General features: G+C 69.2%; 23 protein-coding genes, 1 tRNA gene and 1 pseudogene. 15 read left to right on the top strand and 10 right to left on the bottom strand.

Features of this window, described 5'->3' with window-relative positions; genetic code table 11:
* The first annotated feature begins 72 nt into the window (after positions 1-72).
* Both AB0N06_RS12945 and AB0N06_RS12940 read left to right on the top strand, forming a co-directional pair.
* Entirely contained in the window at positions 73-534 is a 462-nt protein-coding gene (locus AB0N06_RS12945) for a MerR family transcriptional regulator (RefSeq protein ID WP_366134724.1), read from the top strand.
* Complete coding sequence (locus AB0N06_RS12940) at positions 534-1,550, top strand: aldo/keto reductase (protein WP_366134723.1); 1,017 nt, start codon at positions 534-536, stop codon at positions 1,548-1,550. The genes AB0N06_RS12945 and AB0N06_RS12940 overlap by 1 nt, the downstream gene beginning before the upstream one ends.
* Before the next feature lie 125 nt (positions 1,551-1,675).
* On the opposite strand, the gene AB0N06_RS12935 is transcribed toward AB0N06_RS12940, so the two are convergent.
* The 3 genes from AB0N06_RS12935 to AB0N06_RS12925 all read right to left on the bottom strand — a co-directional run bounded on the left by AB0N06_RS12935 (position 1,676) and on the right by AB0N06_RS12925 (position 5,013).
* Complete coding sequence (locus tag AB0N06_RS12935) at positions 1,676-2,635, bottom strand: DUF4429 domain-containing protein (protein ID WP_366134722.1); 960 nt, start codon at positions 2,633-2,635, stop codon at positions 1,676-1,678.
* A 246-nt stretch (positions 2,636-2,881) separates the two neighbouring features.
* Entirely contained in the window at positions 2,882-4,093 is a 1,212-nt protein-coding gene (locus AB0N06_RS12930; RefSeq protein WP_366134721.1) for an alpha/beta hydrolase, read from the bottom strand.
* Between the two features lie 224 nt (positions 4,094-4,317).
* Positions 4,318-5,013 (bottom strand): TetR family transcriptional regulator, encoded by a 696-nt coding sequence (locus AB0N06_RS12925; RefSeq protein WP_366134720.1) that lies wholly within the window; start codon positions 5,011-5,013, stop codon positions 4,318-4,320.
* Between the two features lie 116 nt (positions 5,014-5,129).
* On the opposite strand from AB0N06_RS12925, the gene AB0N06_RS12920 reads away from it, so the two are divergent.
* Positions 5,130-6,740, top strand: coding sequence for an MFS transporter (locus tag AB0N06_RS12920; protein ID WP_366134719.1), 1,611 nt, complete (start codon positions 5,130-5,132; stop codon positions 6,738-6,740).
* 175 nt (positions 6,741-6,915) lie between these two features.
* Entirely contained in the window at positions 6,916-7,305 is a 390-nt protein-coding gene (locus AB0N06_RS12915; RefSeq protein WP_366134718.1) for a peptidase inhibitor family I36 protein, read from the top strand.
* A 56-nt stretch (positions 7,306-7,361) separates the two neighbouring features.
* Here the strand turns inward: AB0N06_RS12915 and aceE are convergent, their stop codons facing one another.
* Positions 7,362-10,094, bottom strand: a complete 2,733-nt coding sequence (gene aceE, locus AB0N06_RS12910; RefSeq protein ID WP_366134717.1) for a pyruvate dehydrogenase (acetyl-transferring), homodimeric type — start codon at positions 10,092-10,094, stop codon at positions 7,362-7,364.
* Positions 10,095-10,575: 481 nt separating this feature from the next.
* Here aceE and AB0N06_RS12905 point away from each other — a divergent pair, with 481 nt between their 5' ends.
* From AB0N06_RS12905 to AB0N06_RS12880, 6 genes are all read left to right on the top strand, one after another.
* The gene (locus tag AB0N06_RS12905; protein ID WP_358858917.1) at positions 10,576-11,013 is read left to right on the top strand and encodes a DUF3052 domain-containing protein; all 438 of its coding nucleotides are present in this window, start codon (positions 10,576-10,578) and stop codon (positions 11,011-11,013) included.
* Between the two features lie 175 nt (positions 11,014-11,188).
* Positions 11,189-11,647, top strand: a complete 459-nt coding sequence (locus tag AB0N06_RS12900; protein ID WP_366134716.1) for a peroxiredoxin — start codon at positions 11,189-11,191, stop codon at positions 11,645-11,647.
* Positions 11,648-11,818: 171 nt separating this feature from the next.
* Positions 11,819-12,394, top strand: a complete 576-nt coding sequence (locus tag AB0N06_RS12895) for a TerD family protein (protein ID WP_037696943.1) — start codon at positions 11,819-11,821, stop codon at positions 12,392-12,394.
* Between the two features lie 180 nt (positions 12,395-12,574).
* On the top strand, positions 12,575-13,150 hold the full coding sequence (locus tag AB0N06_RS12890) for a TerD family protein (protein WP_366134715.1): 576 nt from the start codon (positions 12,575-12,577) through the stop codon (positions 13,148-13,150).
* A gap of 70 nt (positions 13,151-13,220) precedes the next feature.
* Positions 13,221-14,363, top strand: a complete 1,143-nt coding sequence (locus AB0N06_RS12885) for a DUF475 domain-containing protein (RefSeq protein WP_366134714.1) — start codon at positions 13,221-13,223, stop codon at positions 14,361-14,363.
* A gap of 141 nt (positions 14,364-14,504) precedes the next feature.
* A complete protein-coding gene (locus tag AB0N06_RS12880; RefSeq protein ID WP_366134713.1) occupies positions 14,505-15,239 on the top strand; it encodes a Tellurium resistance in 735 nt (244 codons plus the stop codon).
* 23 nt (positions 15,240-15,262) lie between these two features.
* Here the strand turns inward: AB0N06_RS12880 and AB0N06_RS12875 are convergent, their stop codons facing one another.
* Positions 15,263-16,135 carry a TerD family protein gene (locus tag AB0N06_RS12875; protein WP_366134712.1) on the bottom strand — a complete coding sequence of 291 codons (873 nt, stop codon included), beginning with the start codon at positions 16,133-16,135 and terminating at the stop codon, positions 15,263-15,265.
* Positions 16,136-16,354: 219 nt separating this feature from the next.
* Between AB0N06_RS12875 and AB0N06_RS12870 the strand changes: the two genes are divergently transcribed.
* The 4 genes from AB0N06_RS12870 (at position 16,355) to AB0N06_RS12855 (ending at position 21,718) form a co-directional block, all read left to right on the top strand.
* Positions 16,355-17,518 carry an HpcH/HpaI aldolase/citrate lyase family protein gene (locus tag AB0N06_RS12870; protein ID WP_366134711.1) on the top strand — a complete coding sequence of 388 codons (1,164 nt, stop codon included), beginning with the start codon at positions 16,355-16,357 and terminating at the stop codon, positions 17,516-17,518.
* 10 nt (positions 17,519-17,528) lie between these two features.
* On the top strand, positions 17,529-20,024 hold the full coding sequence (locus AB0N06_RS12865) for a phosphoribosyltransferase (protein WP_366134710.1): 2,496 nt from the start codon (positions 17,529-17,531) through the stop codon (positions 20,022-20,024).
* Positions 20,025-20,035: 11 nt separating this feature from the next.
* Entirely contained in the window at positions 20,036-20,884 is an 849-nt protein-coding gene (locus AB0N06_RS12860) for an HAD family hydrolase (protein ID WP_366134709.1), read from the top strand.
* A 174-nt stretch (positions 20,885-21,058) separates the two neighbouring features.
* Complete coding sequence (locus tag AB0N06_RS12855) at positions 21,059-21,718, top strand: class I SAM-dependent methyltransferase (protein ID WP_366134708.1); 660 nt, start codon at positions 21,059-21,061, stop codon at positions 21,716-21,718.
* A 33-nt stretch (positions 21,719-21,751) separates the two neighbouring features.
* Here AB0N06_RS12855 and AB0N06_RS12850 read toward each other — a convergent pair whose 3' ends face one another.
* The 4 genes from AB0N06_RS12850 to AB0N06_RS12835 form a co-directional block, all read right to left on the bottom strand.
* A complete protein-coding gene (locus tag AB0N06_RS12850) occupies positions 21,752-21,976 on the bottom strand; it encodes a zinc ribbon domain-containing protein (RefSeq protein WP_366134707.1) in 225 nt (74 codons plus the stop codon).
* 98 nt (positions 21,977-22,074) lie between these two features.
* The gene (locus tag AB0N06_RS12845) at positions 22,075-22,596 is read right to left on the bottom strand and encodes a DUF4383 domain-containing protein (protein ID WP_366134706.1); all 522 of its coding nucleotides are present in this window, start codon (positions 22,594-22,596) and stop codon (positions 22,075-22,077) included.
* Positions 22,597-22,744: 148 nt separating this feature from the next.
* The gene (locus AB0N06_RS12840) at positions 22,745-24,112 is read right to left on the bottom strand and encodes a hypothetical protein (protein WP_366134705.1); all 1,368 of its coding nucleotides are present in this window, start codon (positions 24,110-24,112) and stop codon (positions 22,745-22,747) included.
* A 71-nt stretch (positions 24,113-24,183) separates the two neighbouring features.
* The gene (locus AB0N06_RS12835) at positions 24,184-24,939 is read right to left on the bottom strand and encodes a DUF4097 family beta strand repeat-containing protein (RefSeq protein WP_366134792.1); all 756 of its coding nucleotides are present in this window, start codon (positions 24,937-24,939) and stop codon (positions 24,184-24,186) included.
* A gap of 241 nt (positions 24,940-25,180) precedes the next feature.
* Between AB0N06_RS12835 and AB0N06_RS12830 the strand changes: the two genes are divergently transcribed.
* A tRNA-Val gene (locus AB0N06_RS12830) sits at positions 25,181-25,255 on the top strand.
* A gap of 63 nt (positions 25,256-25,318) precedes the next feature.
* On the opposite strand, the pseudogene AB0N06_RS12825 reads toward AB0N06_RS12830, so the two are convergent.
* Positions 25,319-25,459 (bottom strand): annotated as a pseudogene (locus tag AB0N06_RS12825) (site-specific integrase); the annotation flags it as partial.
* Between the last annotated feature and the right edge of the window lie 358 nt (positions 25,460-25,817).

The raw sequence follows: 25,817 nt of genomic DNA, 5'->3' as shown, positions 1-25,817 counted from the left end.
CCCGACCGCCGCCGAAACCCGACCCCGTTTACGCTTGCTTAGAGTGCACTCCAAGGTTCTAGCGTGGAGGTCATGACGGTGAGGGAGAGCACCTCCGCACAGGCGGACGCAAGCGCATCGGCACCCAGGGCGCATTCGCGCCCCGAGGGGCAGGACCGCTACACCATCAGTGAGGTCGCCGCCATCACCGGGCTCACCGCGCACACTCTTCGCTGGTACGAGCGGATCGGGCTGATGCCGCACGTCGACCGGTCACACACCGGCCAGCGCCGCTTCACCAACCGTGACCTGGACTGGCTGGCCTTCGTCGGCAAGCTACGGCTGACCGGCATGCCGGTCGCCGACATGGTGCGGTACGCGGAGCTGCTGCGCGAGGGCGAGCACACCTTCGATGAACGGCAGGAGCTACTGGAGGCGACCCGCCGCGACGTGAGAACGCGGATCGCGGAGCTCCAGGACACCCTCGCCGTCCTCGACCACAAGATCGACTTCTATGCGAGTGCCCGACGGGCGCCGGAAAGGCCTTGTGCCTGATGACTGACAACAAGATCGCCACGGTGGAGCTCGGCGACGGCGGCCCGCGGGTCGGCGTGCAGGGACTCGGCTGCATGGGCATGAGCGAGTTCTACGGGGACACCGACGAGGCGGCGGCACGCGAGACGCTGGAGACGGCGCTGGAGGTGGGAGTCACCCTCTTCGACACCGCCGACGTCTACGGCAGCGGCGCCAACGAGACGTTCCTCGCCTCGTTCGTCGGAGCGCACCGGGACGAGATCACCCTCGCCACGAAGTTCGCCATCGAGCGGAAGGCCGACGACCCGCAGTACCGGGCCGTACGCAACGACCCCGCGTACATCCGGCAGGCCGTCGAGGACAGCCTGCGCCGACTGAACACGGACGTCATCGACCTGTACTACATGCACCGCCGCGATCCCGCCGTCCCGCTGGCCGAGTCCGTCGGTGCGATGGCCGAGCTGGTCGAGCAGGGCAAGGTCAAGCAGCTCGGGCTGAGCGAGGTCACCGGCGCGGAGCTGCGCGAGGCGTACGCCGTGCATCCGATCGCCGCCCTCCAGTCGGAGTGGTCGCTCTTCAGCCGGGACGTCGAGCGCAGTGCCGTGCCCGTCGCCGTGGAGCTCGGGGTGACTTTCGTGCCGTACTCGCCGCTCGGCCGGGGGTTTCTGACCGGCGCGTTCACGGACGCGGCGAAGGAACTGTCGGAGGGCGACTTCCGTCAGTACCAGCCGCGCTTCACCGGCGACAACGCGAAGACGAACGCCGCCCTGCTGGAGCCCGTCCACAAGATCGCCGCGGCGCACGGCGCTTCGGCCGCGCAGGTGGCGCTCGCCTGGGTGCAGCAGCGGGCCCAGGTGCACGGGCTGACCGTGGTGCCGATCCCGGGTACGCGCAAGAGCAGCCGGCTGCTGGAGAACGTGGCCGCCACCCGGCTCACGCTGACCGGGGAGGAGCTGGCGCTGCTGGAGCCGATCGCGGGGCAGGTGGCGGGGGACCGGTACCCGGACATGAGTTCGACGTCCGCGGCGCGCGAGTAGTCGTTTCCGGTCCGGGTGCCGGGCCGGGGCTCCCAGCCCGGCACCCCTGCGCCGGCCCCAGTGCATACACCGCGAACCCTGCCGCCAACGTCCCGCCACCGCCCCGGCGGGCGTTCGCCGCAGGCCTACAGTTCAGCGAGCAGCTGGGCCTTCTTCGCGCTGAACTCGTCGTCCGTCACGAGTCCCGCCCGGTGGAGTTCCCCGAGGTGCCGGATCCGCTCGGCGATGTCCGCCGGATCGCGGCGCCCCGCGCCCGCCAGGGCGGCGGTCGCCGCCAAGGGGGCGGACTGGTTCCTGCGTACGGATTCCAGGACGGCGGCGGCGAACGGCAGCGACTCGTGCACCGGGCCGTAGCCGAGCCCGAAGATCACCGCGGCGGGGTCCTGATCGGCCTGGGTGGGCCGCGGGGTCATTGCCTGCGGACCGAGCGCGGCGTCCGTACCAATCGCCCCGTCCTCCGCGGCCGCACCGGCTTCCGCGTCCGCCACGGAAACCGCACTCGCGGCGCCTCGCGGGACGAGCCGCAGGTAGCCGCCGAACGCCTCGGGCGACCGCCACTCGACCCCGCACAGCTCGGTGACCGGAAACGTCTGGTCACCCGCCTTCCATTTCGCCGTGGAGGCACCCGTCCAGAACCAGCGGAAGGAGATCCGGTCCCCGTCGAAGCCGGCCCGGCCGTCGTACGCCTTGAACTGCATCGGCGCCTCGGGGGCCGCGACCATGAAACGTTCGGCGGGCTCCCCCGCGTCCGCTCCGAGCAGTGCGCGCAGCTCGTCCGCGTAGTACTCGGCGAGCGTCTCGCGTTCGGCGGGCAGCACCAGCCGGTACGGATCGCAGCCTTCCTTCAACTGCCCTGCCGCAGCCTCGAGCAGGGGATCGGCACCGGGCCTCGGCACCGCATGCAGCACCACCGTGCCCCGCTTGCCGGGAGTCAGCGTCACCGACGACAACGCCGCGTGCGGAATGCGGCGTTGACGCAGGCTCTGGAAGAGCTTCGGTGTGCGAATACTCCGTTCGAAGCGGATGAGCACGGAGTCGGTGTCGAACTCCCAGGTGGCATGAAATCCCGCCAGCACATCACCCATGTGCCTCATCGTATGCGGCACTTGCCCGCACGTCCCCCCTCGGCGTATGCCGCAATTCATGCTCCCCAAGCGCTGTTTAGACCGACCGGCACATGGGAGGCGGCGTCGCGGGGCTGGGTGCGCACATCTGCGGCGTTGTCGTCGGTCACCAACGCTCCGCGTTGCCTCCCTCCTCCGCCTGGCAGCTGCACGCACCCAGCCCCGCTCCTTCTCCCACCCCCCATGTGCCGGTCGGTCTTACGCGCGTCACGCGCCTTCGGCGCCGGAAATTCCCTTGTGGCAGGCGCTGTCGGTACTCACACAGGTCACCGAGCCGTAGGCACCCACGCCGATGGCGGCGAAGTTGCGAAGGCTCTCGGTGCCCGGCACGAAATAGCCGCTGTGCCCGTTGGCGTCGCCCGCCGAGACGACCCGCGCGCCGAAGCCCCGGTCCACCGGATCGGCCCCGTGGCCGAGCCCGCCGACCTCCATGTTCGGTACGTCCTGGATCCAGTCGTTGCGGTCCCGCATCGCCCAGACGGCGGCCGACGTGTGCAGCTGCGCCGCGTGTTCCACCCGCATGCCGGGGCTGCCCGCGACCGTGATGTCGGCGACCCGGGACGGCAGATCCTCCGCGGCGACACCGCACAGCACGGACCCGTAGCTGTGACAGAACAGCGAGACCTTTGCCGTGCCGGGCAGCGCACCGACCAGCGCATTGAGCCGGACCGCGCCGCGCGCGGCGAGGCCCCCCAGGGCAGCGTCCATACCGATACCGGCGGGCGCGGTGTAGTCGGCCCAGGCGATGACGGCGGTCCGGGTGCCGGGGCGGGCGGCGCGCTCCGCCGCGTACAGCGACTTCGCCATGCCGACGGGGGCGGCGTCGACCTTCGGCCCGGTCCGCTCCAGCGTCAGCAGGTTGGTGTCGACACCGGGCACGACCATCGAGATCCGCTCGGCCTTGTCCAGGTCACCGAACACCTCGGCGGCACGGCCCTTCCCGGACGGGTCGAAGGCCAGGAAATGCCGGCCGTGGGCCAGCATCGACCCGAAGCGCTTCATCCGGCGCAGCGCCTCCGCGCGGCCGTCCGGGGAGAGCCTGACGTCGTGCATGCGCCGCCGCTCGACCCCCCGCGCCTGAACCAGGGCCCGCCGGTTGGCGCGGTAGCGCAGGGTGACCGGGGCGCCGTTCATATTGCCGACGACCAACGGGTACCTGGTGGCGAGCGCGGACCGCTGCGCGGCGGTGAGCGTGGCGAAGAACTGCGCCAGCCGGTACGGCGGTGCATCGGCGTCCGGCAGCGGGTGACCCGCTATCCGCCCCCGCGCCCAGGAGGCGAGTGCGATGTCGCGTGGCTCGCGGGAGGGTTGGTGACGTACGGCTGTCCAGCCGGTGGTCGCCAGCATCACGAACACGACCGCGACGGCGAGCAGCGCGCGCCATGCGGTGAGCGTGGGGGAGGAGTCGAAGGAAGTCACTCCGGCCCACATTAGGAGACGCGCGACGACCTCTGTGAGCCGGGTGACGCACATCACTCGCTTGCAGGGAATTGGGCTCGGTTTCCCTCACGCTCCGTGCGCGTGCCCGGTACGCTCCGGCGGGTTTCGCGCCGCTCCGGTCCCGCACGGGCCGGTTGTGGTATGGCAGTTGTGAAGTCCGTCATGCTCCGAGATGAGGCATTCGGCACATGGCCGGGGCGGAACTATCCGGCGGGAGGTGCGGGCGTGGCGGTCGCGGGTTCGACCGGCGTACGCCAGTTCCCTGCGAGCGCCGGGCCCAGTTGGTCCAGATAGTCCTCGGTCAGCGTGCGCAGCGAATCCATGCTGGTGTCCCGCCCCTGCCCCCACAGCTGCCCGGTCACCCGCATCACCCCGGAGAACGCGGCCACGGCGACCCGCGGTCGCGGATCCGTCCGGATGTCGAGGCCCTCGCGCCCGGCGATCACCTCGGCTATCTCGGTCTCCAGGTCGAAGCTGCGCCGCAGGTGGGCCGCGAGCAGGCAAGGGGTCGACTCGATCATCCGGTACGTACGCATGTGGAGTTCGACCGTGACGATCTCCTCGATCGCCTCGCCGATGCTGTTCCACGTGCACAGGACCGCGCTGCGCATTGCCTCGAAAGGGGCTTCCGCTGCGGGTCGTTGACGCAGCTCGGAGAGGAAATGCGATTCGATCATCTCCTGGAGGGAGAAGACGGCCTCCTCCTTGCTGGCGAAATAGCGGAAGAAGGTGCGCTGGGAGACCTCGACGGCGTCGGCGATCTCGTCGATGGTGGTCGCGTCGTACCCCTGGGTGGTGAAGAGGTCGAGAGCGGCATGCAGGAGGGCGTCCCGGGTGTGTCGCTTCTTGCGTTCCCGCAGCCCGGTCGGTTGCTCTGCGGCGCGCCGGACATCGGTCACTGAGCGGTCCTCTTTCTGTCTCTTTGGCCAGCTCAGGGTACCTGTGAGCTAAGTGACAGTTACCGGCTTGTGAAATGGTTTGTCAACTGTCAGCGGCTGACACTAGTGTCCCTCGCATGACTAGTCAGACCACCGCAGAAAAGCCGTTGCGGGAGCCGCAGGGCGCTCCTGCTCCAGCCCCGGCCAAGGGGCTTCGCGGCCACCCCTGGCTGACGCTCTTCTCCGTGGCCATCGGCGTGATGATGGTCGCGCTCGACGGCACGATCGTCGCGATCGCCAACCCCGCCATCCAGCAGGACCTGAAGGCCTCGCTCGCCGACGTCCAGTGGATCACCAACGGCTACATGCTCGCACTCGCGGTCTCCCTGATCACCGCGGGCAAGCTCGGTGACCGGTTCGGCCACCGCCAGACCTTCCTGATCGGTGTCGTGGGCTTCGCCGCGGCATCGGGAGCCATCGGTTTCTCCAGCAGCGTGGCCCTGGTCATCGCGTTCCGGGTGCTGCAGGGTCTCTTCGGCGCACTGCTGATGCCGGCCGCGCTCGGCCTGCTGCGCGCCACCTTCCCGGCCGAGAAGCTGAACATGGCGATCGGTATCTGGGGCATGGTCATCGGCGCCTCGACGGCGGGCGGACCGATCCTCGGCGGTGTCCTCGTCGAGCACGTCAGCTGGCAGTCGGTCTTCTTCATCAATGTGCCGGTCGGAGTGATCGCGCTCCTGCTCGGTGTGGTGATCCTCAAGGACCACCGCGCCGAGAACGCGCCGCGCTCCTTCGACATCGGCGGCATCGTGCTGCTGTCGCAGGCGATGTTCTGCCTGATCTGGGCGCTCATCAAGGGTGCGCAGTGGGGCTGGGGCGACTTCAAGACGCTCGGCTTCCTGGGGGCGGCGGTGGCCCTGTTCGTGGTGTTCGCCGTCTCCCAGAAGAACGTCAGGGAGCCGCTGATCCCGCTGGCGATGTTCCGCTCGGTGCCGCTGTCCGCGGGCGTGGTCCTGATGGTGCTGATGGCGTTCGCCTTCATGGGCGGACTCTTCTTCGTCACCTTCTACCTGCAGAACGTGCACGGTCTGAGCCCCGTCGACAGCGGTCTGCACCTGCTGCCGCTGACCGGGATGATGATTGTCGCCTCGCCGCTCGCCGGCGCCATGATCACCAAGTTCGGCCCGCGGGTCCCGCTGGTCGGCGGCATGGTGTGCACGGCGGTCGCCATGTTCGGGATGTCCCAGCTGGAGATCGGCACCGGCACCCTGACCATGTCCATCTGGTTCGGTCTGCTCGGCCTCGGCCTCGCCCCGGTGATGGTCGGCGCCACCGAGGTCATCGTGGGCAACGCTCCGATCGAGCTCTCCGGCGTCGCGGGCGGTCTTCAGCAGGCCGCGATGCAGGTCGGTGGCAGCCTCGGTACGGCGGTGCTGGGCGCGGTCATGGCCTCCCGGGTCGACGCGGAGCTGGCCGACAACTGGGCGGCCGCGAAGCTTCCGCCCCTCGCGCCGGAACAGCTGGACGCCGCGTCCTCGGCCGTCGAGGTCGGCGTGGCGCCGGTGGCCGGCAACACTCCGCCGGAGGTCGCGGCGCAGATCGCGGGCGTCGCCCATGACACGTTCGTGTCGGGCATGAGCACGGCGTTCATGGTTGCCGGCATCGTCGCGGTGGTCGCCGCGCTGGTCGCCACGCTCACCAAGCGCGGTGCGAACGCCGAGGCCGGCGCGGGCGCGGGTCACATCTGACCGCTCCTCGCGACGCCTCCGTGGCGTCAACACAGTGCGTACAACAGCCCCGCCGGAACGTTCCGGCGGGGCTGTCGCCTATCAGGGTGGTGTGCTCCACAGCCCCTTCCGAGGGTGCTGCCGGGCAGGTCAGGGTGCGTGCAACTGATGCGCACCACCACGGGGGTCGATTTCCATGCGTACGACCGTTCTTGCCGCCGCCCTGGCTGTCACAGCCCTGATTCCGCAGGCGGCGGTCCGCGCCGCGACCCCGCAGGCCGCGGCCCGCACCGCACCCGCCCGCCTCGGAGCCTGCGGAAGCGGTCAGCTCTGCCTCTGGGAGAAGCCGGACTTCACCGGGGCCCGGCAGGTCCACGAACTGTCCACCATCGACATCGAGAGCTGTGTCCCGCTGCCACCGGCCGGACAGGCCCAGTCGCTCGCCAACCGCACCGGCCGGCCCGTCACCACCTACCAGTCGGCGGAGTGCGCCGAGACCGGTGAGTTCGAGACCTATCCGGGCGGTGGCACCTGGGTGCCGCAGTCCCCGTACCGGGTCAGGGCCTTCAAGATCTGGGAGAACTGACGCCGAAGGGCGGCGGACCTGGAGGTCCGCCGCCCTTCGGATCTGTCCGATCGGGCCTACGCTTCGCCGCCGGCCGCGCCCGGCTCGGCCGCGGTCACGTCCAGGAGCTCGTACCGGTCGATCGCCTGCTTCAGCAGCGAACGGTCGACCCGTCCCTCCTTCGCGAGCTCGGTGAGCACCGCGAGGACGATCGACTGCGCGTCGATGTGGAAGTACCGGCGGGCCGCGCCACGCGTGTCGGCGAAGCCGAAGCCGTCCGCACCGAGCGACTGGTACGCACCGGGAACCCAGCGCGCGATCTGGTCCGGCACCGAACGCATCCAGTCCGAGACCGCCACGAACGGGCCCTCGGAGCCGGCGAGCTTCCGGGTCACGTACGGGACACGCTGCTCCTCCTCCGGGTGCAGCAGGTTGTACCGCTCCACCTCGACGGCCTCGCGGCGCAGCTCGTTCCAGGAGGTCGCCGACCAGACGTCCGCCTTCACGTTCCACTCGTCGGCGAGGATCCGCTGCGCCTCGACCGCCCACGGGACCGCCACACCGGACGCCATGATCTGGGCCGGGATCACGCCCTTCTCGCCGCTCCTGAAGCGGTAGATGCCCTTGAGGATGCCCTCGACGTCCACGTTCTCCGGCTCGGCCGGGTGCTGGATCGGCTCGTTGTAGACGGTGAGGTAGTAGAAGACGTCCTCGCTGTTCTCGCCGTACATCCTGCGCAGACCGTCCTTGACGATGTGCGCGATCTCGTACCCGAACGCCGGGTCGTACGCCACACAGCCCGGGTTCGTCGAGGCGAGCAGCTGCGAGTGGCCGTCCGCGTGCTGCAGACCCTCACCGGTCAGCGTCGTACGACCGGCGGTCGCACCCAGCACGAAGCCGCGCGCGAGCTGGTCGGCCATCTGCCAGAACTGGTCACCGGTGCGCTGGAAACCGAACATCGAGTAGAAGACGTACACCGGGATCAGCGGCTCGCCGTGCGTGGCGTACGCCGAACCCGCGGCGATCAGCGACGCCGTGCAGCCCGCCTCGGAGATGCCGTCGTGCAGCATCTGACCGGTCGGCGACTCCTTGTACGCGAGCAGCAGATCGCGGTCCACTGCCTCGTACTGCTGACCCAGCGGGTTGTAGATCTTCGCGCTCGGGAAGAACGCGTCCATGCCGAAGGTGCGGTACTCATCGGGCGCGATCAGCACGAAACGCTTGCCGATCTCCTTGTCCCGCATGAGGTCCTTCAGGATGCGGACGAACGCCATGGTCGTGGCGATCGACTGCTGGCCCGTGCCCTTCTTCGCGGTCGCGTACGTCTTGTCCTCGGGCAGGGCCAGCGGCTTCGCGCGCACCACACGGGTCGGGACGTAGCCGCCCAGACTCTTGCGGCGGTCGTGCATGTACTGGATCTCTTCCGAGTTGCGGCCCGGGTGGTAGTACGGCGGGTAGCCCTCGTCCAGCTGCTTGTCCGTGATCGGGATGTGCAGCCGGTCGCGGAATCGCTTGAGGTCCTCGACTGTGAGCTTCTTCATCTGGTGGGTCGCGTTGCGGCCCTCGAAGTTCGGACCCAGGGTCCAGCCCTTGACCGTCTGCGCGAGGATCACCGTCGGCTGGCCCTTGTGGGCCTTGGCCGCCGCGTACGCCGCGTAGACCTTCCTGTGGTCGTGACCGCCGCGGCCCAGGTGCAGGATCTGGTCGTCAGTCATGTCCTTGACCATGTCGCGCAGCCGCGGGTCGTCCCCGAAGAAGTGCTGACGGATGTACGCGCCCGACTCGGTGGCGTACGTCTGGAACTGGCCGTCCGGCGTGGTGTTCAGCTTGTTGACCAGGATGCCCGTGCGGTCCTGGGCCAGCAGCGGGTCCCAGGAGCGGTCCCAGACCAGCTTGATGACGTTCCAGCCGGCGCCGCGGAACTGCGACTCCAGCTCCTGGATGATCTTGCCGTTGCCGCGCACCGGACCGTCGAGGCGCTGCAGGTTGCAGTTGACCACGAAGGTCAGGTTGTCCAGGCCCTCACGGGCGGCGATGGAGAGCTGGCCCAACGACTCGGGTTCGTCCATCTCGCCGTCGCCCAGGTAGGCCCAGACGTGGGACCGGGAGGTGTCGGCGATGCCGCGTGCCTCCATGTAGCGGTTCATCCGGGCCTGGTAGATCGCACCGAGCGGACCGAGGCCCATCGAGACGGTCGGGAACTCCCAGAAGTCCGGCATCAGCCGCGGGTGCGGATAGCTGGACAGTCCGTTGGGCGCCTTCGACTTCTCCTGGCGGAAGGCGTCGAGCTGCGCCTCGTTCAGCCGGTCGAGCAGGAATGCGCGGGCGTAGATACCGGGGGACGCGTGCCCCTGGAAGAAGATCTGGTCGCCGCCCAGACCGTCGTCCTTGCCCCGGAAGAAGTGGTTGAAGCCCACGTCGTACAGCGAGGCGGAGGAGGCGAACGTGGCGATGTGACCGCCGACGCCGATACCCGGGCGCTGGGCGCGCGACACCATCACGGCCGCGTTCCAGCGGGTCGCGTTGAGGATCTTGCGCTCGATCTCCTCGTCGCCGGGGAAGAACGGCTCGTCCTTCGTGGCGATCGTGTTCACGTAGTCCGTACTGCGCATCTCCGGCACGGCGACGCGCTTCTCTCGCGCGCGCTCGATGAGCCGGAGCATCAGGTAGCGGGCCCGCTCACGGCCGCGCTCGTCGACGGCGGCGTCGAGTGAGTCGAGCCATTCCTGGGTCTCCTCGGGATCGAAGTCCGGGACCTGGCTCGGAAGGCCGCCAATGATGATCGGGTTGCGATCGGATCCGGAAGCCACGCTGTTCCTTCGCTGTTCGGTGCTGCTCTACGGGGCCTGGTTACGGGAGGCATGCCCCCGGGATGTATGCATGTACGCCAGCACCATCGTGTACCGCGACGGCGCGTACGTCATCTCTACCGAGGGGTAACCGCCAGGTGGGGAGGCATCATGTCCGGTGCGCCAGGGCGGCCCGGCAGACGGGTTGGATCAAAACGCAACCATACGCCCAACCCGTCCAAGCGTTCCCAAAGGCTGTTCGACTCCGATTGGCGGACTGAAACGGCATAAGCTGTGCAAGGACGTAAAGGGTGTGGACGGCCGTGTGGAGCCCAGTCAGGGACCTGCCGATCGTGCGGCGACGTGGCAGGGAACGTCACCGTTTAGGCGGTCTCGCACGCTGGGTACTTGCGCGATCCGCCGCGCCCGTGTGGACTACGGCCAATGCCCCGCGCACGCGCGTGGCTGAAGCATTTTCCGAAACATGATCAGGAGGCAACCCGTGAGCGCGACCGCGGACCACGCGGAGGAACGGACCAACTCGGCTGCACGGCTGGGGTTCGAGCCCGGACAGGTGGTCCAGGAGATCGGCTACGACGACGACGTCGAGCAGGAGCTCCGTGAGGGCATTGAGGCCACTACCGGCCAGGAACTCGTCGATGAGGACTACGACGACGTCGCTGACGTCGTCCTGCTGTGGTTCCGCGACGAGGACGGCGACCTTACGGACGCGCTGGTGGATGCCATTGGTCTGATCGACGAAGGCGGTGTGATCTGGCTGATGACGCCGAAGACCGGCCGCGAAGGCTACGTCGAACCGAGCGATATCAACGAGGCCGGCCAGACAGCCGGTCTGTCCCAGACCAAGAGCATCAATGCGGGCAAGGACTGGACGGGCAGCCGTCTGGTCACCCCGAGGTCGGCCAAAGCCAGGCGCTGAACCGCACTCACCACGAGGCCCCCGCCGGTCGTGCACCTGCGGGGGCCTTCGCATGCCCGTACGCATGTCCCGCGCCCGCGCACATCCCTCTCCGCAGGCCCGACGAGGCCTCTGCGTAGGCTGGGAGTCCACCCGGACAGCCCAGCCCGGTGAAGCAGCGAAGGGACGCGTTTCCATGGCGATCGAGGTCGGTACCCAGGCCCCGGATTTCGAGCTGAAGGACAACCACGGCCGGACCGTGAAGCTCTCCGACTTCCGCGGCGAGAAGAACGTGGTGCTGCTGTTCTACCCGTTCGCCTTCACCGGCGTCTGCACGGGTGAGCTCTGCGCCCTCCGTGACGAGCTGCCGCGGTTCCAGAACGACGACACGCAGCTGCTGGCCGTCTCCAACGACTCCATCCACACCCTGCGCGTCTTCGCCGAGCAGGAGGGCCTCGAGTACCCGCTGGTCTCGGACTTCTGGCCGCACGGCGCGGCCTCCCGGGCCTACGGCGTCTTCGACGAGGAGAAGGGCTGCGCGGTGCGCGGCACCTTCGTCATCGACAAGGAGGGCGTGGTGCGCTGGACCGTCGTCAACGGCCTGCCGGACGCGCGCGACCTGAACGACTACATCAAGGCCCTCGACGCGATCTGATCCGGTTCCGGACGATCCCGCCCCGGTGTTCCGGCCGATCTCCTGGCGCCCCCCGGCCAAAAGCCTGTTTTGGCCGGGAACCGGTCACTAGGATCCACTCGTTGATCCGATGCCAACGCAACGTGGAGGCGCCGGCAGTCGTCGGCCCCCAAGAAACCAATGGGAGGACTCGTGGGAGTCAGCCTCAGCAAGGGCGGCAACGTCTCGCTGACCAAGGCCGCGCCCAACCTGACCGCCGTCGTCGTCGGTCTGGGCTGGGATGCCCGTACCACCACCGGTGGAGACTTCGACCTCGACGCCAGCGCGCTGCTGACCAACGCCGAGGGCAAGGTCGGCAGCGACGGTAATTTTGTCTTCTTCAACAACCTCAAGAGCCCCGACGGCTCCGTCGAGCACACCGGTGACAACCTCACGGGTGAGGGTGAGGGCGACGACGAGGTCATCAAGGTGAACCTGGCCGGAGTCCCGGCCGACGTCGACAAGATCGTCTTCCCGGTCTCGATCTACGAGGCCGAGACCCGCCAGCAGAGCTTCGGCCAGGTGCGCAACGCGTACATCCGCGTGGTCAACCAGGCGGACAACAGCGAGCTCGCGCGGTACGACCTGAGCGAGGACGCCTCGACGGAGACTGCGATGGTCTTCGGCGAGCTGTACCGCAACGGCGCCGAGTGGAAGTTCCGTGCCATCGGCCAGGGCTACGCCTCGGGTCTGCGCGGCATCGCGCAGGACTTCGGCGTCAACGTCTGAGGTACGGCCCGGAGCGCGCGACCGGGCCGTACCTGAGAAGGCACAGCCCGGGCCGCGCCCCCGGAGGTGTCCGGCCATGATCCGCCGTACACCCCCAGCACGTCCCTGTCCGGCGCCGCACCGAGTGTGGCGCCGGACGCGCTCAACAGACGGTTCATCGACTCGGGGAGGACTCACACCATGGGCGTCACGCTCGCCAAGGGAGGCAATGTCTCCCTCTCCAAGGCCGCACCCAACCTCACCCAGGTGCTCGTCGGCCTCGGCTGGGACGCACGATCCACCACGGGCGCCGACTTCGACCTCGACGCCAGCGCGCTGCTGTGCCAGTCGGGCCGGGTGCTCGGCGACGAATGGTTTGTTTTTTACAACAACCTCACGAGTCCGGACGGCTCCGTGGAACACACGGGCGACAACCTCACGGGTGAGGGCGAGGGCGACGACGAGTCGATCATCGTGAACCTCAACCAGGTCCCCGCCCACTGCGACAAGATCGTTTTTCCGGTCTCGATCCATGAGGCCGACAATCGCGGCCAGACATTCGGTCAGGTCAGCAACGCGTTCATTCGCGTGGTGAATCAGGCGGACGGCCAGGAACTCGCGCGCTACGACCTGAGTGAGGACGCCTCCACCGAGACCGCGATGATCTTCGGGGAGCTTTACCGCTACAGCGGAGAGTGGAAGTTCCGTGCAGTGGGACAGGGGTACGCGTCGGGGTTGCGGGGCATCGCTCTAGACTTCGGGGTCAACGTTTCGTAAAGCCGCACACAGCGGGGGAGCCCCGTACACATCCGGGGGAGACCCAGTTACATACACGATGGGGTAACCAGTGCTTCTGAAAACCTTCGGCTGGTCGTTCGCGGTCACCGCGCTCGGCCTGGTCGCAGCGGTGATATACGGGGGGTGGGAAGCGTTCGGCGTGGTCGCGATCCTTTCCGTCCTCGAGATCTCGCTGTCCTTCGACAATGCGGTGGTCAACGCCGGAATCCTGAAGAAGATGAATGCCTTCTGGCAGAAGATCTTCCTGACGGTCGGTGTGCTCATCGCGGTCTTCGGTATGCGGCTGGTCTTCCCCGTCGTGATCGTGGCCATCACTGCCAAGATCGGGCCCATCGAGGCGGTCGATCTCTCGTTCAACCAGCCCGACCGCTACCAGCAACTGGTCACGGACGCCCACCCGGCGATCGCGGCCTTCGGTGGCATGTTCCTTCTGATGATCTTCCTCGACTTCATTTTCGAGGACCGTGACATCCAGTGGCTGCGCTGGATCGAGCGCCCGCTCGCCAAGCTCGGCAAGGTCGACATGCTGTCGGTCTGCATCGCGCTCATCGTGCTGCTGGTCTCGGCCATGACCTTCGCGACCCAGGCGCACCAGCACGGCGGTGCGCACGCGGACAAGGCGGAGACCGTCCTGCTCGCGGGTGTCGCGGGTCTGATCACGTACCTCATCGTCGGCGGTCTCTCCGGCTACTTCGAGAACAAGCTCGAGGAAGACGAGGAACGCGAGCACGAGGCCGAGGAAGAGGCCAGGAAGACCGGCAAGAAGGTGTCCGCGGTGGCGCTCTCCGGCAAGGCCGCGTTCTTCATGTTCCTCTACCTCGAAGTCCTCGACGCGTCCTTCTCCTTCGACGGTGTCATCGGCGCCTTCGCCATCACCAACCAGATCGTGCTGATGGCCCTCGGCCTCGGTATCGGCGCCATGTACGTCCGGTCGCTCACCGTCTACCTGGTCCGCCAGGGCACCCTGGACGACTACGTCTACCTGGAGCACGGCGCGCACTACGCCATCGGCGCGCTGTCCGTCATCCTTCTCATCACCATCCAGTACCAGATCAACGAGGTCATCACCGGTCTCGTCGGCGTCGTGCTGATCGGCTTGTCCTTCTGGTCCTCGGTCCGGCGCAACAAGGCGATGGAGGCCGGAGGCGGCGACAACTCAGGCTCCAAGGCGGAGGTCCCGTCCGGGGTGTGACCCGGTAGGGATTGAGGAACGCTCTCAGCGGGGCGGTCCGTACGGCGACGGTTCTCCGGGAACACCCGGACCCGGCCCGCGGGCCGCCCCGCAGTGATGCGTGCGGGGCCTGGGCACTACCGAGACATGTGGGGGTTGGGGATGGCGTTCTGGGACAGCCTGTGGCCGGGGCGGGAAGCACAGTTCGAGTCGGGCAACGCGGCAACCAACTCCATCGTGCTCTCCAAGCGGCACGCCACGGTCTCCCTCACCAAACAGGGCGCGCTGACCGGCAACCTCCGGGTCAACCTCTCCTGGCGGATGCGCACGTCCGACATCGAGGGCAGATCGCGGCAGAGCGGCCGGCTGCTGCGGCCGCTCAAGCTCTTCCAGCCCGATGTGGTCCAGGCGCACACCCAGGGCGTGGTCAACGTCGACCTGGACCTGGGCTGCATGTACGAGCTGACGGACGGCACCAAGGGTGTGGTGCAGCCGCTCGGCAACCTGATCGGCGATCTGAACGCGCCGCCGTACATCAGGCTCAGCGGGGACGACCGCTTCGGGGCGCCGTCGGGGGAGACCGTGTACGTCAACCTCGACCAGCGGGACCAGATCAAGCGGCTGCTGTTCTTCGTCTACATCTACGACCAGACGCCGGCCTTCGACCGTACACACGCCAAGGTGACGCTCTACCCGGGCAACGGCCCGCGGATCGAGATCGAGCTCGACGAGCGGGCCCCGCAGGCGCGCTCGTGCGCCGTGTTCACCGTGGAGAACGTCAAGGGCGAGCTGATCGTGCGGCGCGAGGTGAAGTTCGTCTACGGCTTCCAGTCGGAGCTGGACCGGCTGTACGGCTGGGGATTGCAGTGGGGGCGCGGCTACAAGTCCCGGGCCTGAGAGGGCGCCCGCCGCCGCGGCGGTCAGGAGCGGACGAACTGGGGGCCCTGCGGCGGCAGCACGAAATTCGGGTCCGGGGCGGGCGCGGCGGCCGCCGCGGGCTGCGGATAGCCGTATGCGGGCTGCGGCGCGGCCGGCTGCGGGTAGCCGTATGCGGGCTGAGGAGCAGGGGCGGCCGCCGCGGGCTGCGGGTAGCCGTCCGCAGGCGGGGCGGCTGCGGGCTGCGGGTAGCCGTACGTGGGCTGCTGGTGCTGGACCGTGGCCTGCGAGTCGGGTCCGAGTGCCGGTGCCGGGGGAGACACCGGGGCGACCGTCGGCATGACGGGGGCCGGATCGGGATCGGCCGCGGCCTCCGCCTCGTCGACCGAGATGCCGAATGCGGTCGCGAGCCCCACCAGTCCGGTCGGGTAGCCCTGACCGACCGCCCGGAATTTCCAGCCATCGCCGCGCCGGTAGAGCTCACCGCAGATGATCGCGGTCTCCTCGCCGGTCTCCGGCCGTACATCGAACACGGCGAGCGGGTCGCCGCCCGCCGATGCCGCGTCGTAGAGAAGTATGCGGAGATCGTGGACCTGCTGGAAGGCGGCCCCGTCGGAGGAAGCGGCGACGACCACCTGTTCGACCGACGGGTCGAGCGCGCCCAGGTCGGCCTCGATGGTGTCGGTGAGCCCCTCGGCGACACTGCGCTTCGGTAGCCGTCGTACCAGGCCGGAGGGGTGCCGGGGCTGGTTGTAGAACACGAAGTCCTCGTCCGAGCGCACACGGCCACCGGCGCCGAGAAGCAGGGCCGAGGCGTCCACATCGGGCACCCCGGCGCCCGGAGTCCAGCGCAGCACGGCCCGTACGGCCATGGCATCGAGGGGGACGTTCGAGCCCTTCAGCATCGCGTGCGTCATGGCGGTCATCCTGCCTGCTGGCTGCCTGCGCAGACAACGTGGGGGCCCGAACCATGTCTCGGCAGTGTGTCGGAACCACGTCCTCCGGGCCCTGCGGAACCGTCGGGAAATGGACGAGTTACCCGGAATTCATGCACGTGGGGAACCCTCGACACCCGTCCGTACGTACTATTACCGGCCACACGTCGTCCGGTCGATCCGGCAGTACGGGGGAATTACATGCGTCATTTCGGGCACATCTCGCCCGCTGCGCGGGAAGGTCTGTTCTTTCAGCAGCCGTGCGAATTCGGTGCGGACTCCCCCGCCCGGATGCTTTCGGCCGCTCTCGGCGCCACCCTGTACTCCCCGGCCACCCGGCCGCGGCTGGCCGATGACGTCCTCAAACAGGCCGGGCGCGGTGTCGTCTCGATGGTGCTGTGCCTGGAGGACTCCATCGACGACTCCGAGGTGTTGGACGCCGAGGAGAACCTGGTCAGGCAGTTCCGCGACCTCGCTGCGCGCGGCGCCGAGGTGCCGCTGCTCTTCATCCGGGTCCGCGAACCGGAGCAGATAACGGACCTGGTGCAGCGGCTCGGCAGCTCCGTCCGATTGTTGTCCGGTTTTGTACTTCCGAAGTTCACGGAAGAGCGTGGCCTGCCGTTCATGGAGGCGCTCACCAAGGCCGAGACGGCCGGGGGACAGCGCCTGTTCGCGATGCCCGTTCTCGAATCGCCCGAGCTGCTGCACCTGGAGACCCGCGCGGCGGCGCTCCGGGGAATCGTCCGCACCGTCAACACGTACCGGGACCGGGTGCTCGCCCTGCGGCTCGGGGTCACCGACTTCTGCTCGGCGTACGGACTGCGCAGGGCGCCCGACATGACGGCGTACGACGTCCAGCTCGTCGCCGCGGTCATAGCCGATGTGGTCAATGTGCTGGGCCGGTCGGACGGGACGGGCTTCACGATCACCGGACCGGTGTGGGAGTACTTCCGGCTCCAGGAGCGCATGTTCAAGCCGCAGCTGCGCCGCAGCCCCTTCCTGGAAGGCCGGGCCGAGGAGCTGCGCACGACACTGATCGAGCACGACCTGGACGGCCTGCTGCGGGAGATCGAGCTCGACCGGGCCAACGGGCTGCTCGGCAAGACCTGCATCCACCCGTCGCACGTCGCGCCGGTGCACGCGCTGTCCGTGGTCAGTCACGAAGAGTTCAGCGACGCACAGGACATCCTGCGGCCGGAGCGGGGCGGTGGCGGAGTGATGCGTTCCGTATACACGAACAAGATGAATGAAGTGAAGCCGCACCGCGCCTGGGCCGAGCGCACCCTGCAACGGGCCGAGGTCTTCGGTGTCGCGAAGGAAGACGTCGGCTTCGTGGATCTGCTGGCCGCGGGGCCGGCGGAATGAGCGCGTCTCGATGAGCGAACGCGCAGCAAGGAAAGAGACGGCGAACGTGGTGTGGTCGGGTAGCTGGGTGGCGGAGCGGCTGGGCGTCGAGCTCGTCGGCAACGGAAAGCCCGAGGGTGACGGGGAGCTCCGGGAACTGCTGGGCCTCGCCCTGCGCCGCAACCCCAAGCGGGCCCATCTGCTCGTCTCCAACGTGCTGGGCAAGCATGTGCCGCAGCGGCCCTCCGTGGTGTACGGCGCGGGGTTCGAGCTCGGCCTGAGCGTGCGCGCGCTCCTCGGGGAGGCGGAGGCCCGCCGGGCGGTGGTGCTCGGGTACGCGGAGACGGCCACCGGCCTCGGCCACGCGGTCGCCGACGGGCTGGGCGTGGTCCCCTACCTCCACTCGACGCGGCGTCCGGTCGAGGGCGTGGCCCGGGCGGGCGGCTTCGAGGAGTCGCACTCGCACGCGACGTCGCATCTGCTGCTGCCGGAGGACCCCGCCCTGCTGGCGCGCGGGAGCGGGGCGCCGCTCGTGCTGGTGGACGACGAGTTCTCCACGGGCAACACCGTGCTCAACACGATCCGCGCGCTGCATGAGCTGTACCCGCGCGACCGTTACGTCATCGTGGCTCTGGTGGACATGCGGTCGGCGGCCGACCGCGAACGGCTGACCGGGTTCGCCGCCGAGATCGGCGCCCGCGTCGACCTGGTGGCCAGGGGTACGGGCACGGTCCGGCTCCCGGACGGTGTTCTGGAGAAGGGCCAGGCCCTGGTCGCCGCCCACGAGTCGGAGCGGGAACCCGCCCGGGCCGACGCGGCACGGCGCGGCAGCCCGTGCACCCGGGTGGAGCTTGAGTGGCCCGCCGGCGTGCCCGACGGCGGACGGCACGGCTTCACCCCCGCCCACCGCGAGACGCTCGAATCGGCCCTCCCCGCCATGGCTGCCCGCATCGCGGGCGCCCTGGGCGGTGACGCCCGCCGCATACTTGTCCTCGGCTTCGAGGAGCTGATGTACGCACCGCTCCGGCTGGGTACCGCCCTGGAGGAGCACACCGACGCCGAGGTGCGCTACTCGACCACCACACGGTCCCCCGTCCTCGCCGTGAACGACCCCGGCTACGCGATACGGAGCCGGCTGGTCTTCCCGGCCCACGACAACCCGGCCGACGGCCCCGGCGTCCGCTACGCGTACAACGTCGCGGACGCCGGTTTCGACGCCGTGGTCGTCGTCGTCGACTCCGCCGCCGACACCCCGGAACTGCACGCCCCGGACGGCCTGCTGGCGGAACTCGACGCGCACACCTCCCACGTCCTGCTGGCCGTCGTCCCCTCGTACGTCCCGTCGTCCGCCCCCTCCACCGCCCCCGAACGGCAGGAACCTCCCATGCTGTCCGAGCCCCTCCGCGGCCCAGCCTTCTCCTCCTACGCGCCGGAAGAAGTCGGCTGGCTGCTCCAGGACCTCTCGGACACCGAGCTGGAGGCGCCCACCGAGGAGCGCGAGGAGGCGATACAGAGCGGCGGCGCGCACTACGCCGAGTCGCTGCCCGTCGAGTACCAGCCGTCGGCCGAGTACCAGGACCTGTTCAAGGCGGCCCTGGACCTGTCGGCGGCCCGCATCGCGCGGGCCGTCGGAACCGTCACCGAGACGGTCCTCGCCGAGCGCACCCCCCGCCCCGTCCTGGTCTCCCTCGCGCGGGCCGGCACCCCGGTCGGCGTGCTGATGCGCCGCTGGGCCCAGCACCGTCACGGGCTCGATCTGCCGCACTACGCCGTCTCCATCGTGCGCGGCCGGGGCATCGACGCGAACGCCCTGCGCTGGCTGGCCACCCACCACGACCCCGCCGACGTCGTCTTCGTCGACGGCTGGACCGGCAAGGGCGCCATCACCCGCGAACTGGCCGCCGCACTCGAGGAGTTCGACGGCTTCGACCCCGAGATCGCGGTCCTCGCCGACCCAGGCGGCTGCGTCCGCACCTACGGCACCCGCGAGGACTTCCTCATCCCGTCCGCCTGCCTCAACTCCACTGTCTCCGGGCTGATCTCCCGTACCGTCCTCCGGTCCGACCTGGTCGGCCCCCATGACTTCCACGGCGCGAAGTTCTACCAGGAGCTCGCGGAAGCCGATGTGTCCGGCCACTTCCTCGACACCGTCGCCGCCCACTTCGACCAGGTCGTCGACGCCGTGGACGCCGAGGTCAAGGAGCTGCTCACGGCCGACCGCGCCCCCACCTGGGAGGGCTGGGCGGCCGTCGAGCGCATCAGCGAGGAATACGGCATCCATGATGTGAACCTGGTCAAGCCGGGGGTCGGCGAGACCACCCGCGTACTGCTGCGACGCGTCCCCTGGAAGATCCTCGCCAAGCGCGGCGCCGGTGCCGACCTCGAACACATCCGGCTGCTGGCCGAGCAGCGCGGCGTGCCGGTCGAGGAGGTCGACGGTCTCCCGTACACCTGCGTCGGACTGATCCACCCGAAGTACACCCGCGGAGCGACGGGCGCGGACGGCAAGGCGGTGGCGTCACAGTGACCCACCCGGCCATGACGACCGCCCCGACCGCCCCGACCACCCCTGTGACGCTGGTCGCCAGCGACCTCGACCGCACCCTCATCTATTCGACGGCGGCACTCCAGCTCGCCATGCCGGACGCGGACGCCCCCCGGCTGCTCTGCGTCGAGGTGTACGGGAACAAGCCGCTCTCTTACATGACGGAGACGGCCGCCGCACTCGTCGACGAACTGGCCCGCGCCACGGTCTTCGTACCCACGACCACCCGCACCCGCGAGCAGTACCACCGCATCCAGTTCCCCGGCCCCGCACCGAAGTTCGCCATCTGCGCCAACGGGGGACACCTCCTGGTCGACGGCGTCTCCGATCCCGACTGGCAGGACCGGGTGGCTCGCCGGCTGGCCGACGAGTGTGCCTCGCTCGCCGAGGTCCGCGCCCACCTCGTGGCCGCCGCCGACCCCGCCTGGCTGCTGAAGGAACGAGTCGCCGAGGACCTCTTCGCCTATCTCGTCGTCGAACGCTCGCTGCTGCCCACGGACTGGCTGCAGGAACTGGCCGAGTGGGCGGGGCCCCGCGGCTGGACCGTGTCCCTCCAGGGCCGCAAGATCTACGCCGTGCCCAGGCCGCTCACCAAGAGCGCCGCGATGCACGAGGTCGCCCGCCGCTCCGGCGCCACGCTCACCCTCGCCGCCGGCGACTCGCTCCTCGATGCCGATCTGCTCCTCGCCGCCGACCTCGCCTGGCGTCCGGGCCACGGCGAACTCGCCGACACCGGCTGGAGCGCCCCGCACGTCGACGTCCTGACGGAACGTGGTGTGGCGGCGGGCGAGGAGATCCTCCGCCGATTCATCCGGGCTTCCGTCCCCCGGCGCGCTCTCTGAATCCTGCGCGGCCGGCGCCGAACGGCTGCACCGGTGCGCGGAGCAACACGTCGACTCGATCTTCGACAAGCCCGGACCGACAGGGAACAGTGGCTGGCAGCCGCCGCGTTCCCGCCGTACTCCGGTATTCGGGAACCAGACCAGCCTGCCCGGCAGGCACGAAGAGAGTCTGCGATGAGCAAGGGAAACGAAACCAAGATCACGGACGAGTTGTACGCGTACATGCTGGCGCACAACCCGCCGCTCGACGCAGTGCAGCGTGAGCTCGTCGAGACCACATACACACGCCTTCCCGATCAGGCCGGCATGCAGTCCGCCGAGGAACAGGGGCCACTGCTCGCCTTCCTCGTCCGGCTGACCGGGGCCCGGCACATCGTCGAGGTCGGGACATTCACCGGGTTCTCCGCCCTGGCCATGGCGCAGGCGCTGCCCGCCGACGGGCGGCTGATCGCCTGCGACATCTCGGAGGAGTGGACGGCCTACGGCAGGGAGGCGTGGGAGAAGGCAGGCGTCGCCGACCGGATCGAGCTGCGCATCGCCCCCGCGCTCGACACGCTGAGGGCCATGCCGTCCGACCCGCACATCGATCTCGCCTATCTGGACGCGGACAAGGGCAACTACATCCCCTACTGGGAGGAACTGGTGCCCCGTATGCGGCAAGGCGGCCTCGTCGTCACCGACAACGTGCTGTTCCACGGCGGCGTGACCGACCCGCAGGCGACCGGCGCAGCGGCGGCGATCAAGGAGTTCAACGAGCATGTGGCCGCCGACCCGCGGATGGACAGCGTGATGCTCACCGTGGCGGACGGGCTGACACTCTCCCGCAGGAGGTAGCACCCGCCCGCCGGGGCGAGCGGCACGGCCGTGTCAGCCGCAGCAACCCCCACCGCAGCAGCCCCCGCCGCCACCGCCACCCGACGGGGCGGCGGGCACGGACTTGGCCGAACCCCCGCCCACAGCCACGGTGGAGAGGAGCTTCACGGTGTCCTCGTGCCCGGCGGGGCAGGAGGCAGGGGCCGAAGACTCGGCCATCGGACGGCTGAGTTCGAAAGTGTCTCCGCAGGAGCGGCAGCGGTACTCGTAACGAGGCATGACCCCAGGCTAACGGCTCTCCCGTAACCGGCGGCGCTGCCCGGCAACGGGACCCAGGGCCGATACCGGGAGGGCGCACCACCGCGACGGGGCCGTTCCTACGACCGGGCAATCGGCATGGATTGCCGCCGGCTGCGGCGCAACTCCTGGGCTGCCTCATCGGGATGGCGGGCCTGCCAGTACGGGTTGTCGTGCGGGAGCCCGCCACTGACCCTCCCGTACATCCCGAACATCATCAGCATCAGCCCGACGACAAAGCTGAACAGCACGTTCTGCAGGTGGAAGGCCAGGAAGTTGTAGTCCGAGTCGAGCAGCGCGAGATTGACGAAGCCACTGAGGATGAACGCGATTCCGAAGAACATGTTGAGCGTCGAGGCGAAGTTGCCGCCGATCACCATTCCGATGAACAGGAGCAGGCCGACGCAGATGGACAGGACGCTGAGCGCGCCGTTGGTGTTCAGGCCCGCGACGGTGGCACCGCCCGTGTCGAAGAAGCCGATCTTGTCGATGAGCCCCAGGATGCCGAAGGCGAGCAGCACCAGCCCCATCAGCCCTGCCCCGACGCGGTAGACGCTGCTGAGCCGGTGATCGACCGGGAGATGCTCGTCGAGGCGGGCCATTCTGCCGGGTCTTGCCGGACCTCGCGCCGCTCGCTGCGGGTGATGAGGGAGGTGCGGGAGACGCGGAGCATGAGTATGGGCCATGGTGATGCGGCCTCCTTCGGACTACCACCATGATCCGCCCCGCCCCGGGCCCCGACAACTCGGCTCAGCCCCCGGCGCCACGCTCCTCCCGGATCTCGGAGACCACCCTCGCAGCCGTCTGCCGCACCGCTTCCGTCTCGGTCAGAAAGTGCCAGTAGTCGGGGTGGCGGCCCTCCAGTCCGGCGACGGCGCGCTCCAGCCGGGCCACCCCGTCGTCCAGCGGCCGGGCATGGCGCGGGTCGGGCGTGTTGCGGCCCGCCATGGCCAGACGCTGCGCGTCCCGGATCGCGAACCGGGTCCGCTGGATCTCCTGCTGCGGATCCTTGGCCACGGCGTCGAGCCGGTGCAGCCGGTCACCGGCCGCGGACACCGCCTCGTCCGTCGCGTTCAGCAGGGCCCGTACGGTGGAGAGCCGCGAGGTCGCATCCGCCCAGCGCTGCTCGTCCCGCGCCGTGGCCGCCTCCTTGAGCTTCTCCTCGGCCTGCCGCACATGGACCGCCGCCTGCTCCGGAACCGGCTGGAGGTCCTGCCAGCACGCGGCCGAGAAACGCCGCCTCAGCTCACTCAGCACCGGCTCCACCGAGCCCGCGCGAGTGGTCAGCGCCTGGGCACGGGTCCGCAGCGACACCAGCCGGTGGTCGATCTCGGCGGCACGCTCGGGAAGCTGCGCCGCCTCCGCCCGAATGGCCTCCGCACCGCGCAGCACCTGATCGGCGCGGAGCAGCGTCTCCTGTACGCCGTGCCGGCCGGCGCCCTGGTTGAGCTTGGTCAGTTCGGGGGCGAGGGCCGCCAGGCGCGCGGCGAGATCGTCCGCCCGCAGCCCGGACGCGCGCACGGAGTCGAGAGCATTGCTCGCACCGAGCAGCGCCTGCCGGGCCCGCTCCACAGCGGGCGCGAGCCGGGCGAGCTGTGTCTCCGCGTTTCCCAGGAGCGGACCGAGTCCCTGGGCGAACCGGTCGAGCTCGCCCTTGACCCGTACGAGCTCGTCCTTGGCGCCCGTCAGTTCCGTCCTGGCACGCGCCGCGATCGCCGGTTCGAGATCGTCCCGGTCCAGGTCGTGCGCGTCCACCGCAGTGATGTACGCATGGCTCGCCTCGTCGATCCGCCGCCCCAGAGCAGCGAAGTCGTCCACGACCTTGCGCGCGGCGGGCGAACTGTCCACCGCGGTGATCGTCTCGATCGAGATCTGCAGATCGCGCTGAGCGGTGTCCAGCTCGTAGAACGCCTCCGCAGCCGCATCCTTCGCCGCCTGCGCCTCGACCCGCTGACTCTCCCCACGGCCGCCGAACCAGCGCCGCGTACCTCCACCGGCGAAAGCGGCCGGCAGCGCGGCGGCGAGCAGCGGCACCGGCAGCAGCATCAACCCGAGGACGTCCCTGACGGCGGAAATGGCACCCGCTCCTGCCTGCGGCCGCGCGTCTGTCGCCGTCACATCCCTCTCCCGTGCCGTTTCGCCCTGCCCGGTACATTCTCCCACCAGGTAAGGACGAACACACGGGCCGGTTAGTTCGCCGTTCGCACCGTGATCTGACCGTTGTCGCTGTGCGCCTTCACCACATGAGCACTGCCGTCGCTGCGTGGCACCTTCACCGAGACGCGCCCGTTCCTCGCGGTGGCGGTCACCGCGTACGCCTGCGAACCGCTCGGCAGATCGATGGTCACCCGGCCGTTGTCGCTGACGGTGTCCACCAGATCCGGCACAGCGCTGAACCCGAGCCGGATCCCCCCGTTGTCCGAGCGCGCGGAGACGGACCTGCTGGAGATCCGCTCCGTGACGAGGCCCCCGTTGTCGCTCGCCAGCTTCAGCGGACCGCTGGAGTCACGCACGGTCACCTTGCCGTTGTCGGAGTGGAGCGTGAGAGGAGTGTCGAACCCGGACGCGAGGATCCGCCCGTTGTCCCCTTTGACCGTCACCGCGACGCCACGCGGCACCTTCACCTGATGGCGCGACCCGCAGTTGCTGATCAGTGCGTCGCACTTCACCCGCAGCGTGAGCGTGTCGTCCCGCATCGACCACCGGGCATCGGGCCCGCTCCCGAGCATCACCCACCCATCCACGCGCCGGGTCACCTCGACCTTGCGCACATCGGCTGGCACGAGCTCCACGGTCGTACCGCCGGATTCGATGGTCAGCGTCTTCCCACTCAGCGCGAACGACCTGTGCTCGGCCGGCGCGTCGTCCACATCCGCGCTGCCACAACCGGTGAGGGCCAGGGCGACGAGGACGGCCCCGCCGGACGCGACGAGCGCGCGAGGCAGGGTGCGAGCGCGAGCGCGGGTGTGGGTACGGGTGCGAGTGCGGAGTGCCACGGTGATCGATCCCCCATCCGGTCCGGCGGGCTGTCCCGCCGGTATGGATCCACCGTAGGGAGCGAGCCGGCCCCGGGAGAATCCGGGCGGCTACCGTAAGCGGGGTGGGGATATCCCCCGTCTCCCCGCCGGTCCGGACAACCGTTTGTGAGCATGGGCCCTGTGCCATGTACGCTGTTGCTTCATCCACGGGTGCGTAGCTCAGGGGTAGAGCGCTGCTCTTACAAAGCAGATGTCGGCGGTTCGAAACCGTCCGCGCCCACCAGCCAGAACGCCCCCGCAGCGAGCCGCTGCGGGGGCGTTGACGGTAGTTCTTGACGGCAGTCGCTCAGTCGGACGGGCGGCGACGCCGCAGCAGGCGGTCCATGTGGCCCATCGCCTCCCTTCGATTGTCGTCGGAGACGTGGGTGTAGATGTTCATCGTGACGGCGATCTGTGAGTGACCCAGGATCTCCATCACGACGCGCGCCGAGGGGCGCCGTTCGCGAGTGCCGGCCGGAGCATGGCGAGCGTCGTGGGGGCTCCCATCCCGACCACCTCCGACCCCAGGCAGAGCCGAGCAGTCGTGGCCCAGGGCGTCAAGGTCGTTCGTACAGTGGCGCGCTCCACCTTGACGCCCTGAACCACGCTCGCTCCACGGTGTGTGGGTCGAAGGCGGCACCCTCTCTGACATCGTTGGGTGAGACACCTCGGCGTTATCAGTTAGCCTGGGTGGACGAACGAGCGGGAGAGCCACCCGTATGACGAGCACCAGCGGTCCCGGCGCCGATCCGGCGCCGAAGCCGAAGCGTCGCACCTTCACCGCCGAGTACAAGCTGCGGATCGTC

The organism is Streptomyces sp. NPDC051020 (assembly GCF_040683105.1).
Lineage (GTDB): Bacteria > Actinomycetota > Actinomycetes > Streptomycetales > Streptomycetaceae > Streptomyces.
Note: the sequence above shows the minus strand (reverse complement) of the source record. Positions and strands in the feature narration are given on the sequence as shown.